The 16,369-nt window shown below is 40.0% G+C and carries 15 protein-coding genes and 1 tRNA gene; 8 read left to right on the plus strand and 8 right to left on the minus strand.

What is annotated here, in order from left to right:
- Window position 1 precedes the first annotated feature (1 nt).
- On the plus strand, window positions 2-1,096 hold the full coding sequence (locus tag HX743_RS08265; RefSeq protein ID WP_096900933.1) for an acyl-CoA desaturase: 1,095 nt from the start codon (window positions 2-4) through the stop codon (window positions 1,094-1,096).
- A 292-nt stretch (window positions 1,097-1,388) separates the two neighbouring features.
- Here HX743_RS08265 and HX743_RS08270 read toward each other — a convergent pair whose 3' ends face one another.
- Together HX743_RS08270 and HX743_RS08275 are read right to left on the minus strand one after the other, a co-directional pair.
- A complete protein-coding gene (locus HX743_RS08270; RefSeq protein WP_178318951.1) occupies window positions 1,389-2,036 on the minus strand; it encodes an HAD-IB family hydrolase in 648 nt (215 codons plus the stop codon).
- The gene (locus HX743_RS08275; RefSeq protein WP_178318952.1) at window positions 2,003-3,208 is read right to left on the minus strand and encodes a DUF1615 family protein; all 1,206 of its coding nucleotides are present in this window, start codon (window positions 3,206-3,208) and stop codon (window positions 2,003-2,005) included. The genes HX743_RS08270 and HX743_RS08275 overlap by 34 nt, the downstream gene beginning before the upstream one ends.
- Before the next feature lie 83 nt (window positions 3,209-3,291).
- On the opposite strand from HX743_RS08275, the gene dusB reads away from it, so the two are divergent.
- The gene (dusB, locus tag HX743_RS08280) at window positions 3,292-4,317 is read left to right on the plus strand and encodes a tRNA dihydrouridine synthase DusB (RefSeq protein WP_178318953.1); all 1,026 of its coding nucleotides are present in this window, start codon (window positions 3,292-3,294) and stop codon (window positions 4,315-4,317) included.
- 84 nt (window positions 4,318-4,401) lie between these two features.
- Here the strand turns inward: dusB and HX743_RS08285 are convergent, their stop codons facing one another.
- Window positions 4,402-5,448: a nitronate monooxygenase family protein gene (locus HX743_RS08285; RefSeq protein ID WP_178318954.1), complete on the minus strand. Its 1,047-nt coding sequence runs from the start codon at window positions 5,446-5,448 to the stop codon at window positions 4,402-4,404.
- A gap of 159 nt (window positions 5,449-5,607) precedes the next feature.
- Between HX743_RS08285 and HX743_RS08290 the strand changes: the two genes are divergently transcribed.
- The gene (locus HX743_RS08290; protein ID WP_178318955.1) at window positions 5,608-6,123 is read left to right on the plus strand and encodes a hypothetical protein; all 516 of its coding nucleotides are present in this window, start codon (window positions 5,608-5,610) and stop codon (window positions 6,121-6,123) included.
- Between the two features lie 89 nt (window positions 6,124-6,212).
- Here the strand turns inward: HX743_RS08290 and HX743_RS08295 are convergent, their stop codons facing one another.
- Window positions 6,213-6,557, minus strand: coding sequence for a hypothetical protein (locus HX743_RS08295; RefSeq protein WP_178318956.1), 345 nt, complete (start codon window positions 6,555-6,557; stop codon window positions 6,213-6,215).
- Between the two features lie 251 nt (window positions 6,558-6,808).
- Here HX743_RS08295 and HX743_RS08300 point away from each other — a divergent pair, with 251 nt between their 5' ends.
- Window positions 6,809-7,027, plus strand: a complete 219-nt coding sequence (locus tag HX743_RS08300; protein WP_004973051.1) for a DUF1653 domain-containing protein — start codon at window positions 6,809-6,811, stop codon at window positions 7,025-7,027.
- Between the two features lie 87 nt (window positions 7,028-7,114).
- Here the strand turns inward: HX743_RS08300 and HX743_RS08305 are convergent, their stop codons facing one another.
- The 3 genes from HX743_RS08305 to ahpC form a co-directional block, all read right to left on the minus strand.
- The gene (locus HX743_RS08305; protein ID WP_004973053.1) at window positions 7,115-7,321 is read right to left on the minus strand and encodes a hypothetical protein; all 207 of its coding nucleotides are present in this window, start codon (window positions 7,319-7,321) and stop codon (window positions 7,115-7,117) included.
- A gap of 249 nt (window positions 7,322-7,570) precedes the next feature.
- Window positions 7,571-8,047 carry a hypothetical protein gene (locus tag HX743_RS08310; protein ID WP_004973055.1) on the minus strand — a complete coding sequence of 159 codons (477 nt, stop codon included), beginning with the start codon at window positions 8,045-8,047 and terminating at the stop codon, window positions 7,571-7,573.
- 186 nt (window positions 8,048-8,233) lie between these two features.
- A complete protein-coding gene (gene ahpC, locus HX743_RS08315; protein ID WP_004973058.1) occupies window positions 8,234-8,797 on the minus strand; it encodes an alkyl hydroperoxide reductase subunit C in 564 nt (187 codons plus the stop codon).
- 375 nt (window positions 8,798-9,172) lie between these two features.
- Between ahpC and HX743_RS08320 the strand changes: the two genes are divergently transcribed.
- The 4 genes from HX743_RS08320 to HX743_RS08335 all read left to right on the plus strand — a co-directional run bounded on the left by HX743_RS08320 (window position 9,173) and on the right by HX743_RS08335 (window position 16,037).
- Window positions 9,173-13,132 carry a DUF3418 domain-containing protein gene (locus tag HX743_RS08320; RefSeq protein WP_178318957.1) on the plus strand — a complete coding sequence of 1,320 codons (3,960 nt, stop codon included), beginning with the start codon at window positions 9,173-9,175 and terminating at the stop codon, window positions 13,130-13,132.
- Between the two features lie 30 nt (window positions 13,133-13,162).
- Entirely contained in the window at window positions 13,163-14,275 is a 1,113-nt protein-coding gene (locus HX743_RS08325) for a beta-ketoacyl-ACP synthase III (protein WP_004973062.1), read from the plus strand.
- A gap of 199 nt (window positions 14,276-14,474) precedes the next feature.
- The gene (gene cysS / locus HX743_RS08330) at window positions 14,475-15,896 is read left to right on the plus strand and encodes a cysteine--tRNA ligase (protein WP_178318958.1); all 1,422 of its coding nucleotides are present in this window, start codon (window positions 14,475-14,477) and stop codon (window positions 15,894-15,896) included.
- Between the two features lie 65 nt (window positions 15,897-15,961).
- Window positions 15,962-16,037, plus strand: a tRNA-Gly gene (locus HX743_RS08335).
- Between the two features lie 200 nt (window positions 16,038-16,237).
- Here HX743_RS08335 and HX743_RS08340 read toward each other — a convergent pair.
- Window positions 16,238-16,369: transposase (locus tag HX743_RS08340; RefSeq protein WP_178318959.1), on the minus strand; the 132-nt coding region annotated here is incomplete at its 5' end.

Below are 16,369 nucleotides of genomic sequence, written 5' to 3' on the forward strand. Positions count from 1 at the left end.
TATGAATATGCCAGTAAAAATAGAATATTTCCGCAATCCTAAAAACCGTGAACTCACTCAATTTGAATTAGATGAGCTTGCACGTGAATTAGACGCCATTAAACAAGAAGTTTTGGATGATATTGGTGAAAAAGATGCCAAATACATCCGCCGTGTTTATTCAACCATTCGTTATAGCTCAATGGCAGGTCGTGCCTTATTGTTCGCAGGATGGTTCCCGCCAGCATGGGTTTTGGGTACAGGCTTGTTAGGCTTTGCCAAAATTATGGAAAACATGGAGTTAGGTCATAATGTCATGCACGGTCAGTATGACTGGATGAATGATCCTAAATTCAATGGTGCAAGTTATGAATGGGATACGGTAGGTACTTCAGACAACTGGCGTCAAACCCATAACTTTAAACACCATACTTATACCAATATTAAAGGTATGGATGATGATATTGGCTATGGTTTGGTGCGTTTGTTCCCAGAACAGCGCTGGAGATCAGGCTATTTATTGCAACCTTTATACAGTATTCCTTTCTGCTTACTGTTCCAATGGGGTGTTGCCATTCAGAATTTAGAAATTGGTAAAATTTTGAATGGCCGTAAAAGCAAAGCCCAAGCCAAAAAAGAATGGCAACCTATGCAGAAGAAAATTGGAAAACAATTGTTTAAAGATTATGTGTTCTTTCCATTGATTGCAGGCCCTTCGGCTTTACCAGTGTTTACAGGGAACTTGGTTGCGAATGGTATTCGTAATATTTGGACATTCAGCATTATTTTCTGCGGTCACTTTACGAAGGATGTAGAAGTATTTCCAAAGTCTGTGATGCAAAACGAAAGCCGTGGTCACTGGTATATGCGTCAAATTCGTGGTTCATCGAATCTTACAGGTTCTGAAGCATTCCACATTTTGACAGGACATTTAAGCCATCAAATTGAACACCATTTATATCCAGATATTCCTGCACGTCGCTATCGTAAAATGGCGCCAAAAGTACAAGCTGTGTGTGAAAAGTATGGCTTGAACTACAACAATGCGAGCTTAGTTAAACAGTACGGCAGTGTGCTTAAACGTATTGTGAAATATGCTTTTCCATTTAAGAAATAAGTGACTTACAAATGAGTTGTTTAGTACGAATAGATTAAGTGATTGATCTTGGTTTAAAACTATACTTCTATTTTGAATTAGAGGTGATGCTGTAAAGTGTCACCTTTTTTATTGCTTTAGGTGTTGTAGTCGTTATTTTTATGCTGAATCATCAGCTATTTTATTAAGATAAAACTCTATTTTTATTTTCTATTCTGGGTATAAAAAAGTAATCACCATAGGCGGCATCTGCTACATGTAACTTAAAAAACCCACAATTCAAATTGTGGTTTTATTATATCATTCATCAAAATCAAGCCAGTTTTTTATAAGTTACAATTTCTGGCAATGAATGATCACTACCCACCATATAAGAATAAGTCGCTAAACTCAGCATGGCATCATCTTCATCACTATTACCATACGCATAAATAGCTGCATAATTTTCTAAATCATATTGTTCTAAAATCCGTATTTTCTTTTGTTCCCGACTACAATCAGGTGTTGAATATTGCCCTGTGAATTGTAGATTTTTAATTTCTGTTTCAGTACAAAGCAAATCGACATTTAACTGCTGACAAATATATTGCAAATAAATATCCACACTGGCAGAAACAATCACCACATCATCACCATTGAATTGATGCTGTTTTAATTGTTGTAACAGTTGTGGGTTAAGGTCATGCATTAAATCTGCTGCATAGCGTTGTGCAAGTGCTAATATTTCAGTTGTACTTGCAGCTTTAAACATGGCATTAAACAATTTAGGACGCATGGCATGTGCAGGATAGACTTTTAAATAATAGGCCTGAATCCACGGTAAGGTTTTTAAACCTTGTTTGATAATGTGTCGTTTAGACAAGGCATAGAAAATGAACCCCGTAAAACTGTCTTTGCTGCACAGGGTTCCATCAAAATCAAATAAGGCTAAATTTTTATATTTTTGGCTTTTTGCATGCATGTTTTATAACGTCCATTGACTCGCGTAGCAAACCAATTGGTGTTGTAATCTCGACTCAGTTTAGGCCCTGAAATGACCACTTGCGGCATCATGGCATAAAATGGCTCTTTGCCCGTTTGCGCTTTATAGAGTTTCGTGACCGCCAAATAAGTTGCAGTGTCTTCAAATTTCTTTTCTTTTTCTTTTTTTAGGTCTGCACGAATTTGTCGTGGGGTGACTAGAATATTATGTTTGGAAAAAACAGCAATTAATTCGCGTTCTGATTCACTCTTTGCATTACGCACACCACCATCTTTAGTGTAAAGCAGCAAATCACCATCTAAATCTAATTCTGCTTCGGTTAAATCATTCAGCATACTTTGGAATGCTGCATTGCGGCTCGAATACATGCCAGAGTTATAATCAGCAAAGCGGTACAGCGGTTGATCGTAATCGGCAGGGTACATCATTAAACGATGAATCCCGTAATATAATCCGCCATATTGAGTGTATAGATCGCTGCGTAACTCTGCGATGTTGCCGCTTTGACGTTTATGCTCTTTGGCATAGCTAATATGCACTTGCATCGAGCCTAAAGTGGTAATTGGATTAAGTTTTTCGCCAATATTTTGTCCAAACAGTTTGGCAGCACCTGTTAGTGCAGATACGTGATAATGTTTGGCCATATAGTCAAAAATTTCACGATACAATTCATCTAATTCACGTTCGGTTTTCACACGACGCATTTGGCTTAAATAGTTATCTTCAGGGCTAGGATGGTTTTTTAGTACATCCTGAAAATAGCCTGCAACCGTACCGCCAATCGCTTCGCCCAGTTTATCTTTAAATTTCTCATCCAAACGGTCTTGCACTTCTTTAACTGCTTTTTCACCCAGACCATAGACTTGAGGGTCGGCTACAAAGTTGGATTCCTGATCCACGACGGCAATGATGGTACACATATTTTCTTTGGTTTGTGGAATGCCCAATTGCTCTGAAATATCGTAAATATCTTTTGCCCAAGAACTACGCTCACTGACCCGATTCGGAATAAGTTTGCGGATTTGTTCTGCTTCAAGGGTTGGCTCATTGTCCTTAGACCACCAAGCGCTATCTCCACAAGCAGCCAAGCTGAGTGATAAAACCAGCACGCTGAAGGATTTCATCAAAGAATTGAATACAGTGTCTTTCATAGATAAGGGAAACTCGTTCCAAAAGGATGAGCCCAAAGGGCAGATGCAGTATACTATGCCAATCGTTAAAGTTAAGAATATATATGTATATTGGTCCCTATCAACTGTCAAATAATTTGATCGTTGCCCCTATGGCAGGCGTCACAGATAGACCGTTTCGTTCCCTGTGCAAGTACTTTGGTGCAGGGCATGCGGTCAGTGAAATGATGACTTCTGATAAAACTTTGCGCCTGAGTAAAAAGAGTCTCTATCGTGCCAATTTTGATGGGGAGCTTGCACCAATTTCCGCACAAATTGCTGGTTCAGACCCGCATGATTTAGCTGAAGCCGCACGTTATCAAGTCGCCAATGGTGCACAAATTGTTGATATCAATATGGGGTGTCCTGCCAAAAAAGTCTGCAATAAATTAGCAGGTTCGGCTTTATTGCAAGATGAAGATTTGGTGGCACGCATTTTAGATACTGTGGTTGCTGCGGTGGATGTGCCTGTGACACTTAAAACCCGTTTAGGTTTTTTGAATGGGCAGGAAAATATTTTACGGGTTGCCAAATGCGCAGAACAAGCAGGCATTGCTGCATTGGCATTACATGGCCGTACCCGCGAAGATATGTATTTAAACACAGCGCGCTATTCACTGATTAAAGAAGTGAAAAGCATCCTCAATATTCCTGTGATTGCCAATGGTGATATTGATAGTCCGGAAAAAGCCAAATACGTCTTGGACTTTACAGGGGCAGATGCAATTATGATTGGGCGTGCAGCACAGGGACGTCCGTGGATTTTTCGGGAAATCGCACATTATTTAGCAACGGGTGAGAAGTTAGCATCGCCGAGCATTGCAGAAGTTCAAAAAGTATTACTCGGACATTTAGCTGAACTGTATGAGTTCTATGGTGAATATTCAGGTTGTCGTATCTCACGTAAACATATTGCGTGGTACACCAAAGGTTTACATTCCAGTAATGAATTTCGTCAAAATATGTATCAAGTAGAAAGTACGGCAGAACAATATAAAGTAGTAGAAGATTACTTTAATCAGTTACTTGCGCATGGTGAAATCATGAGTGATGTGCAGGTTGAAACCGTGAACTTGTTAGACACAAAGTAATCGCATACAAATATATGCTTTAGCTTGTTTGGAACTAAATAAAAACTCAACTGTGATACACAGTTGAGTTTTCTGTACGTAAACTTAGCGTGCGTGAATCATTTCCAAAACCAACTGATTAATTAAATCTGCTGCTTCTAGTTCACGAATTTGACTGACATTACTACCAGCCCAAAACGGAGCATAACCTTGTTCACCTTGTGTTACGGCTGCTGCATGCAACTGTTTTGCAAGATCATAGGTATACGGATAGGTGGGCACAGTTAAACGATCTGGCGTATCTATCTGTGTATGCCAATGATTAATTAAACCACGGGCAGGGCGTCCAGAAATACTGTCGGTCATTTGAGTAATGTTTTGCTGAAATAAAGCTTGTCGATAAGCTGGATTGGCGTTCGAGCTTTTGCATTGTACAAAAGCTGTACCCATTTGTACTGCAGAGGCGCCCAAGTTCAGCATTGACTGTGCTTGCTGACCATTCATAATGCCACCTGCGGCAACCACTGGCAGGGTACAATGTTCACGAATCAGTTGTACTAAATCGCTGGTTTTAATTGCACTATCAAAAGTTTGGTTAAAGATACCCCGATGTCCACCTGCCTCAATGCCTTGGGCGATAATGACATCAATTCCCGCTGCTTCAATGGCTTGAGCTTCGGCTAAGTTGGTTGCTGAAACCATAGTAATGATTCCTGCATCTTTTAAAGCCTGAATTTGATGCGCATGCGGAATCCCGAAGTGAAAACTGACGGCTTGTGGTTTAGTTTCTAGTACAAGATCTAAATATCCATCATGATCTTTAAAACTTGGATAAATACAATTCAGTTGCCTTGGTGCGGTTGCGCCATAGCGTTCAAAGATTGGCTCAAAATATGCAATCCATGCTTGTGCAGCGACTTCATCTAATGGGCTTGTTTCATGGCAGAAGAAATTAATTTGAAATGGAAAATCGGTCAATTCTTGAGTGCGTAAAATTTGCTCACGTGCAGCACCGACCGTGTTTGCACCTAAACCAAGTGAGCCCAAGCCACCTTGATTAGAAACCTCCGCTGCAAGTTCGGGAGTAGAAACACCAGCCATTGGAGCAAGAAAAATAGGATGCTTTATATTCAGTTGTTCTAATAAGGTCATATTATTTACTCCATGTTTTTATCTACTTTGCCCAACTCTAGATTAATTGGCAAATCATATACGTCATTTCCTTATGAAATATTAAGATGAGCAATATCATAAAATTTGCAGATGCTTTCAGGCATAATAAGCTTGATGTATGAATTGATGAGTAAATTAATGAAGTCTTTCGTTTATAGTAGTTTGCTTGTAGTGTGTGGGTTAAGTGCGTGTAGCAATCCACAGGAAACTCAAGTAAAAATTGATCCAAAGCAATATCAGGTTCAGGATGCGACTGCATTACAACAGCGTATAGATGCTTTAAATGTCAAATTGGCGCAAGACTTCAAACAATTTAAGCAAGTGGAAAGTATCGCATTTGCACATCAATTCCCTTTAGATGTAAATAACTTACAAACTTTAAATCAGCATTTGGTCGCCAGTACCGCCTTAAAGCCGACTAAAATTGCCTATTGCGATATAATGAATGGTTATTTTGCTGAGTTATATCGCTTAGGACATTACAATCTAGATTTACTTAAAGATGTAAAATTAGCGCGTGCAGAGCAGGAAAATTTGGTTGCAAATTTTGCCAATGCCGAATCTTATTATGATTTTATTTTGAATCGTTATACCAGTTACCGCCAAGTACAACAGACCATGGGTTATGGTTGTAATTTAAAAGCTGCATTGTAATTTCGGTAGGCTTTGGGTGTATTGTTTAAATTGTGTTAAATAAAAAACTCCTGAGACATCCTCAGGAGTTTTGGTTTTACAGAATAAAATTATTGTTGTGCTTTTTCTTTCACGTTTGCAGCACCTTGTTCAACTGCACCTGCAGTCGCAGCAGTTGCATCTTTAGTGGCTTGTACAGTCGCATCAGCTGCATTTTCTGTCGCAGTTGCAACATTGCGTGCGGCGTTTTCAGTTGCTTGCGCTGCATTATCTACAGCTGTTGCTGTAGCAGCAGCAGCTTCATGAGTTGCATCTTCAGCATCATGTGCAGCTTGAGCTGCAGCGTTTTCTAAGTGTTCACCCGTAGTTGCCCCTGTTTCTGGTGCTTTTTCTTTTGCACAACCTACAAGTGCTACAGTGGCAGCAAGACCTAAAGCAATAAGAAGTTTATTCATTATCATGTTTCCTTTTTTTACATCCACTTAAGATGGGATATAGCGAATATAACCAAAAAATAATCAAGTTGAAGCTAAAAATTGTTCAAATAATGTAATGGGTTTAGATATTTTTTTGTTGTGTAGATTAGAACGATAAATTAGAGAAAAATATGCCGATGCGATTCATTTTTTCTGATAAGGTGAAATCTTAAGAATGGTTACAGTTTTTATTGTACAGTAATGCCATTCTGTAAGATTGGGATTGTAAAATGCTTAAAAAAGGGATTTATCAACATTATAAAGGGCAATTGTATCAAGTGCTGCATGTGGCTACACACAGTGAAACCCAAGAGAAATTGGTGGTTTATCAATGCTTATATGGCGATTATTCTATTTGGGCCAGACCGCTTGATATGTTCACGGAGAGTATTACTTTGGATGATGACCGTGAACAGGAACGCTTTAAATTGATTCAAGAAGTGTATTAATATTTGAAGTTATTTACCTATTTAAAACGATCCAATCTATTTTTAGATTGGATCGTTATGTGGATGCTCAAAGTTTAATAAAATCAATTATTGAATGGAAATACGGTTAAAGCTTAAATCGTATGCTAAATATTTACTCACAAAAGCTGCTTTATCACTGCGTCTTAATAAGTTGTCATAAATAAATTGTGGTACAGGATGGAATAAATCCCCAGAGCCATTTTCGTAAAATATTTTTAAATAACGTGAAGATGCACTGTATGTCCAGGATGTCACGGCAAGTGTTTTACCCATAAGCAACTCCTTTATTTTTTATATTATTTTTCACAGAATAAATCTGCTTATTTTGAACATAAGTGAAGTGCTTGCTAAAAAGTATTACAGAATTGTAACTTTTGAATATAAGTTTTTTGCGCAACCTAAACGTGCCAAAAACGACAAAACTATTATGAAGCGAAATAAAACACCACATTTAGGATGTGGTGTTTATGCTTTGCACGTGAATAGTCATTCATTTAAATAAAATGATTGAAAGACTAGATTTTATAGATGACGACATTGATCTTCTTTGTCACCAGAAACACGGTTTGTGCCGCCAGTCGGTTTTACGCGGTTATCTTCACATTCTAAATTGCCATTCACGCGGTTATTTTTTACAACGATTGAGCCTGAATTATCTTTAAGTTGAATATTGCCATTTACACGGTTTGACGTGAGTTGGATGTTACGCCCATCTTCGAGTTGGATATTGCCATCAATGCGGTTGGCATGTGCATTAACCTGACTAAAGTTTCCTTTAGATTCTAAATTGCCATCAATCGTACTATTTTTAATTGCCGTATGTGAGTTGGAATGCAACATTAGGTTGCCCTTAATAGTCACATGATCAAGAACACATTGTTTATGCACTTTGACATTATCATCAATAGTTCGATTTTTAATGCTGCCATTACAGTTGAAATCAGCTAAAGCTGGCACTGAAAATGCTATTAATGTTGAAAGTAAAAATAATTTTTTCATAGAACAGCCCTCAAAAATAAATCTCATAACTGTTACCGGTACAGATTCGATTGTAGTGTTGTAATGTTTTTACATTTTCTATTCTAGAGATGAAATATGAATAAATAAGGTAGAAAAGGGTGATGTTCTGATTAAAAAAAACCACGCAAAATATGCGTGGTTTTTTTTAGTGGTTTAATCTAAAACTTAGATTTTACCTACTAGGTCGATAGATGGCGCTAAAGTTGCATCACCTTCTTTCCATTTAGCAGGGCATACTTCACCTGGGTGAGCGTGAACGTATTGAGCTGCTTTAACTTTACGAAGAAGTTCTTGAGCATCACGGCCAATACCGCCAGCATTGATTTCGATGATTTGGATTTTACCTTCTGGATCAATTACGAAAGTACCACGGTCAGCAAGACCAGCAGATTCGATTAATACTTCGAAGTTTTTAGAAAGCGTCCAAGTTGGGTCGCCAACCATTACGTATTGGATTTTTTTGATTTCTTCTGAAGAATCGTGCCAAGCTTTGTGCGTGAAGTGAGTGTCAGTAGAAACTGCATAGATTTCAACGCCTAATTTTTGGAATTCTGCGTAGTTGTCTGCAAGGTCACCAAGCTCAGTTGGGCAAACGAAAGTGAAGTCAGCAGGGTAGAAGAATACTACAGACCATTTGCCTTTAAGATCAGCTTCAGTTACTTCAATGAATTGACCGTTGTGGTATGCATTTGCTTTAAATGGTTTAACTTCAGTATTAATTAAGCTCATCATTGTCTCCATGATTAAGGTTTGTATTTCGTTAGCAATAGAGTATCTAATTTTGTTTTATTGCTGAAATGGTATTTTTACATTACTAGCATCGGAAAAACAAATGACTATGTAAAAAGCGTACACTTTCATCACAGCATTATTGAGCCTTTATAAGGCCTCAAAATGATGATGATTGCATGACAACCTATTTTTCAGGTTCAAATACAACCCATTTCAAGCAATTGGTGAACATACATCTATATGGGGATGCTATTTTGAAATTCAAGGGGGGATTTAAAACTTTTTAAATACGCATTCTAAATCACTGTTCTTTCGCTTAAAGGCATTACAGCGTAAAATACGCGTTTGTGTTTTGGTTAGGAAGCGTATTCTGTGCAGAGTCATTTAAATGTAGACCACCTCGTTTTGGCGCGTGATCGTCATCGTTTAAATCGACTACGAAAAGGCAAAGATGCCAATCCAAAGCAATATCAGGAATTATTTGAAAAATCTAATTTAAAAGTGTTGGAGCGTGCACAGTGCATTCCCAACATTAAGTTGAATCAAGATTTACCTGTGACTCAATCTGCCGAACAGTTGATTACTGCAATTCAGCAACATCAGGTCATTATTGTGGCGGGTGAAACAGGTTCAGGGAAAACTACACAGTTACCACAAATTGCAATGTTGGCAGGTCGTGGTTTAACGGGGTTAATTGGTCATACTCAGCCACGACGTCTTGCTGCGCGTAGTGTATCGCAGCGTATTGCCGAAGAAGTTGGCGAAAAGTTAGGTGAGTCCATCAGCTTTAAAGTTCGTTTTAATGAACAGGGTTCGCAAGATTCAATTGTCCGTTTAATGACCGATGGTATTTTGTTAGCAGAGCTTGCCAATGATCGTTATTTAAATAAATACGACACCATTATTATAGATGAAGCGCATGAGCGTTCTTTAAATATTGACTTCATTATGGGCTATTTAAAGCAACTTTTGCCACGTCGCCCTGATTTAAAAGTCATCATCACTTCTGCAACTTTAGATGTGCAGCGTTTTAGTAACTATTTTAACGGCGCACCTATTTTTGAGGTCGAAGGTCGAAGCTATCCTGTCGAAGTACGTTATCGTCCAATTTCTGAATTAAGCATTGGTGGTAGTGATGATGATGAGTTTGATGACTTTGAAGAAAACTTGCCACGCGCAGTGGTGCAAGCGGTAGAAGAATGCTTTGCCGATGCACAGGAAAAAGGTCATCCTGAACATGCCGATATTCTAATTTTTGCCAGTACTGAACAGGAAATTCGGGAGCTGCAAGAAACCTTGCATAAGCATGGACCGCGTCATACTGAAATTTTACCGTTGTATGCGCGTTTGGCTTTGGCGGAACAACAAAAAATCTTTAATCCTTCAGGTGGTGGTCGTCGCATTATTATTGCCACCAACGTCGCTGAAACCGCACTCACTGTACCCAATATCCGCTATGTGATTGATAGCGGTTTTGCACGTATTTCACGTTATAACTATCGCTCACGGGTGCAGCGTTTACCGATTGAAGCAGTATCTCAGGCAGCAGCGAATCAGCGTAAAGGACGTTGTGGTCGTATTGCACCAGGCGTTTGTATTCGCCTGTATTCAGAAGAAGATTTTTTAAGTCGCCCAGAGTTTACTGAACCTGAAATTAAACGCACCAACTTGGCATCGGTCATTTTACAAATGCAAAGTTTGGGCTTGGGTACGCTCGAAGATTTTGATTTTATTGAGCCGCCAGATCATCGTTTAGTCAATGATGGTCGTAAGCTGTTGATTGAACTCGGTGCGATGATTGAGAAGGGTAAAGCCCCTCTTTTAGACGGAATGAGTAGCTCTGCTACACACGGGGATGACTCTAATCCCAATACTTCCGCTAAATCCAGCTCTAATAAAGGTGAGCTTCAAGGCAGCAGCTTAACCAAAATTGGTCAGCAAATGGCAAAAATGCCGATTGATCCAAGACTGGCACGTATGATTTTAGGCGGTGCACATTTTGGGGTGTTAAATGAAGTCCTGATTATTGTAGCGGCATTGGCGGTACAAGACCCGCGTGAACGTCCTGCAGACAAACAAATGCAAGCCGATCAAAAACATGCTTTGTTCCGTGAAGCAGATTCTGACTTTTTATTCTATTTAAAATTGTGGGAAACTTTACACGAAAACCGTGATGGCATGAGTGAAAACAAACGTCGTACTTTTGCCCGTCAGCATTTTTTAAGTTGGTTGCGTTTACGTGAATGGAAGAAAACTCATGAACAATTGGTGGATTTGGCGCGTGGCTTAAAACTGTCGTTTAATGAGAAAAAAGCCAGTTATGAAAATCTGCATCGGGCGTTATTAACAGGGTTGCTTTCTTTTATTGCCAATAAAACCGATGAGCGCAATGTGTTTATGGCAGTACGCCAACAAAAAGCACGAATTTTCCCTGCATCGACTTTGCATAAAACCAATACCCCGTGGGTCATGGCATTTGAGATGGTAGAAACTTCGCAAGTGTATCTACGCACCTTGGCAAAAATTGAACCTGAATGGATTTTATTGGCTGCACGTGATTTGCTGAAGCATCACTATTTTGAACCACATTGGTCTAAAAAAGCAGGCGTGGTGAATGCCTATGATCAGATTTCGCTGTTTGGTCTAATTATCGAGCCGAAACGTCCTGTAAATTACGAAAAGGTCGATCAGCAAGCCGCACATGAAATTTTTTTGCGCGATGCGTTAACCACAGGCAACTTGGGTATTGCGCCTCCATTTTTAAAACATAACCTGCTCAAACTAGAAGAAGTTGAACGGGTTGAAGATAAATTACGTCGGCGTGATTTGGTGGTCGATGAAGAAACCATTTATCAATTTTATGCAGCCAAAGTACCTGCTGAAGTGGCAAGCCGCCGTGCCTTTGAAGATTGGCGTGCCACAGTAGAGCCGCAAAATCCACGTTATTTATTTGTGGAAGATGATGCACTTTGGTTGAATGATCGTCCGACCACGCAGCAATTTCCAGATTATTTGCGTAATGGTGAGCTGCGTTTGGCAGCCAGTTACCGTTTTGATCCAAGTCATGATGAAGATGGTGCAACGGTTAAAATTCCTGTGCAAGCATTGGCACAGGTCGATGAAAATATTTGGTCATGGGGTGTTCCAGGCTGGCGTGAAAATTTAATTGAAGCTTTGCTCAAAACCTTGCCGAAGGAAAAGCGTCGTCACTTAGTGCCTATTCCGGACACTGCACGCAAACTGTTGCAACGCATTGATGCTGTCAATTTACGTGAGCATATTTTTAGCTTTTTGGCATTTCAGTTACGTGCAGAACAAATTACCGAAAAAGACTTTAGTTTTGAGCGTGTAGATGCGTATTTGTTACCGTTCATCAAAGTACTGGATGAAAAAGGGCGGGTGATTGAACAGGGGCGTGATTTAGCAGAATTAAAAGCACGTTGTCGTACCGAAACCCACAGTCCAGTAAAACAGTTACACGGCGAATTCCAAACCTTCCCTGAACGATTTGTATTTGAAGCCTCGCAAAAAGTCACGGGCGTAGTGGTTAAGCAATATCAGGCGTTGGTACCAAGTAAAGCTTTTGCAGAACTTTCACAAAAAGATGAATCGGGTGTGGTGATTCAAACCTTTAATGATCAGCGCGAGGCGATTCATCAGCATCGTGAAGGGGTGATTCGTTTGCTGCATGTGCAATTAGGCGATTTATCACGGCAATTGAAAAAGCAAATTGCCAAACCATTGGCCTTGGCGTACTCACCTTTGGGTGATAAAGCACAACTTGAGCAAATGTTGATCTATGCGACCTTGCAAAGCATTATTTGTGACGTGCCAGTCAACTTGGAAGAGTTTCAAAACTTGCAGCTTGAGGTAAAAAAGACTTTTCTCAGTCATGGTCAAACCACGCTGCGTATCTTTAATGAAATTTATATTGCTTGGCAAGACATCCGCCGTCAGCTCCTTATGCTAGATGAAGCCGTGTTTGCCAAAAATATGGATGATATTGAAGATCAGCTGGACTTAATGCATCTGGCAGACTTTGTGTATAGCAAGCCTGTAGAGGTGTGGAGCGAATATCCGCGCTATTTGAAAGCGTTGTTATTACGTTTAGACCGCTTACCCAACAACTTGCAAAGAGACGATGCTGCCATCGCCCAAATTGACCCTTGGATGGACAAATTGTTTAAACACAAACAAGATGCCCGACTCAAGGAATTGTACTTTATGGTGGAAGAATTACGCATATCGCTGTTCTCTCAACCCATGAAAACCAAAATGCCAATTTCTGCAACTCGGCTGCAAAAAGTATGGGAAAAGCTCGGAATCAGTTAAGATATTAGTAATTTCTAGAAGGAGTTTTACATGGGCATTCGCATTACAGGTACTGGTCTTTATCACCCAGAAGATGTTATTACCAATGAAGAGTTGGTCGAAAGTTTAAATGCTTATGTGGAACAGTATAATCAGCTCAATGCTGACAAAATTGCAGCAGGTGAGCTTGAAGAACGTCGTGGCTCAAGTGCTGACTTTATCGAAAAAGCCTCTGGGGTAAAACGCCGTTACGTGTCAGAAAAAACAGGTATTCTGGACATTAACCGTTTACGTCCAAATTTGCGTGAACGCGGGGATGATGAAATTTCGCTACAAGCAGAATGGGGTGTAATTGCTGCAAAACAAGCCATGCAAAATGCAGGCGTGACCGCAGAAGATATTGATGTGGTGATTTTGTCTTGCTCAAACTTGCAGCGTGCTTATCCTGCGGTGGCGATTGAAATTCAAACTGCGCTTGGTATTCAAGGTTATGCCTATGACATGAACGTGGCATGTTCTGCTGCGACTTTCGGCATTAAGCAAGCGCATGATGCGATTAAAGCAGGCGCGCGTCGCGTGTTATTGGTGAATGTCGAAATTACCTCAGGTCATAACGATTTCCGTTCACGTGACTGCCACTTTATTTTTGGTGATGTAGCAACCGCTTCAATTTTGGAAGACACTGAAACCAAAGCAGGTTTTGAAATTTTGGACATGAACCTGTTTACTCAGTTCTCGAATAATATCCGTAATAATTTCGGTTTTTTAAACTTAAGTGAAAATGCAGATATTGACGATAAACGCTTCCATCAAGATGGTCGCAAAGTCTTTAAAGAAGTTTGCCCCTTAGTTGCCAAAATGATTACTGCGCAATTAGAAAAGAATCAGATTGCGCCAACCGAGGTGAAGCGTTTCTGGTTGCACCAAGCCAATGCCAGCATGAACGAACTCATTTTGAAATTGGTGGTTGGTAAAGAAGCAGCACAACCAGGTTTAGTACCTATTATTTTAGATGAGTTTGCCAATACTTCTTCGGCAGGGGTAATTATTGCTTTACACCGTACTGCACACGAAGTCGAAAACGGTGAATATGGTGTCTTGTGTTCATTTGGCGCAGGCTATTCAGTTGGCGCGATTTTGGTACAAAAACGTGATGCTGCATAAGCTTTGCCAAACCGTATAAGATCAGCAAACGCCTAAGTACAGGTATTAAAAAGTTCCTTCTCCTTCGGGAGAAGGCTTGGATCATCCGCGATATTCTCTTCACACAGACACATACAGAATAAAAACATCGAAAAACTTTATGAAAAATAATGCTTAGGTTAAGATGGAGCATCTTTTAATAGACCTATTTTGAAAACCTATGCAACCATTTGTTCTATATAACTCAGAGCAACGAAAAAAAGTTGAATTTGTTCCGCGTAAAGAAGGACATATCGACATGTATGTCTGTGGCATGACGGTTTATGATTACTGTCATATCGGGCATGCGCGGGTTATGGTTGCATTTGACTACATCATTCGCTTTTTGCGCAGTCAAGGTTGGAATGTGAAATATGTCCGCAACATTACCGACATTGACGACAAAATTATTAAACGTGCCAATGAAAATGGCGAGAGCATTCAAGCTTTAACAAATCGTTTTATTCAAGCCATGAATGAAGATGCGGCAAACTTAGGCTGTGTTGAACCTGATGCTGCACCACGTGCCACTGAATATATTGATCAAATGCAAAATATGATTGGTAATTTGGTCAATAAAGGCACAGCTTATCCTGCAAGTAATGGCGATGTTTATTTTCAGGTTGAAAAATTTGACAAATATGGCCGTCTTTCAGGTCGCAAGCTAGAAGACATGCAGGCGGGCGCGTCTGAGCGTGTTGATGTTGAAGTCGACAAAAAGCATCCATTTGACTTTGTTTTGTGGAAACATGCCAAAGAAAATGAACCATCTTGGGCTTCGCCGTGGGGCAATGGACGTCCGGGTTGGCACATTGAATGTTCTGCGATGTCGACTTGCTGCTTAGGTAATCATTTTGATATTCATGGTGGTGGTTCAGACTTAATGTTCCCACACCATGAAAATGAAATTGCCCAGTCTGAAGCATCAACAGGTGAGCAGTATGTAAATTACTGGATGCACGTTGGCTTTATTAATGTCGATGGCGAAAAAATGTCGAAGTCATTGGGTAACTTCTTCACCATTCGTGATGTGATGGAAAAATTCCATCCTGAAGTGATCCGCTACTTTATTGTGTCATCGCATTATCGTAGCCCTGTAAACTTCTCCGATGTAGCACTCAAAGAAGCCAAAACCGCATTATCACGTTTCTATCACTCATTTAAAGCTTATCAACAAGCGTACGGTACGCAAACAGTTGAGCAGTTAGATGAGGCTTTGGTGGAACGTTTTAATGCCGCAATGCGAGACGACTTTAATACAGCCGAAGCAATTGCAGTTCTGTTTGAAGTCAATAAAGAGCTGAACCGTTCAGTAAAAGAGCAGCAGGCAGATCAGGCGGCGGTGTACTATTCGACTTTGCGTCATTTGACCAATATTTTAGGTTTGGTGCAGCATGATGTTGACGAATTCCTGAAGTCTGATATTGGTCAGGACGCTTTAGGTTTATCTGAACAAGCCATTGCAGACTTAATTCAGCAGCGTCAGGATGCCAAAAAAGCCAAAGACTTTGCCCGTGCCGATGAAATTCGTCAGTCTTTACTTGATCAAGGTGTTGTATTGGAAGATACCCGTCAGGGTACTGTATGGCGTCGTGCTAATTAATTGAGCACTTGGGAGCATAGAGAGTTGACAGTTGTATGAAATTCTCTATAATTCACTTCCATATCGCGGGAATAGCTCAGTTGGTAGAGCACAACCTTGCCAAGGTTGGGGTCGCGAGTTCGAGTCTCGTTTCCCGCTCCAAAATTTTAAAAAAACGCTAATCGAAAGATAAGCGTTTTTTTATGGCTGTTTGTTACAGCTTGCTTGCAGTCAGCTTTATAGATGGGTTTGATCCATAATTTTTAGAGCATTTTCGTTGAAATATGCTTCTGAGCTAGTTCTATCTCCAAGTGAAAGAGGACTCTACCCGTCAGTCAGGGTGGAGGTGAATTTCACAAATTTCAACCTTGTTGATTCTGAATATATTGTTTGATTATTTCCAAAGGCGCACCACCACAAGACCCTGCAAAATATGATCTTGACCATAAAACAGGTTTTGTATAATTCCCTCTCAAGTCTAAAAACTCATTTCG

It is taken from the genome of Acinetobacter sp. Swhac1 (genome assembly GCF_013390985.1).
Classification (GTDB): domain Bacteria; phylum Pseudomonadota; class Gammaproteobacteria; order Pseudomonadales; family Moraxellaceae; genus Acinetobacter; species Acinetobacter towneri.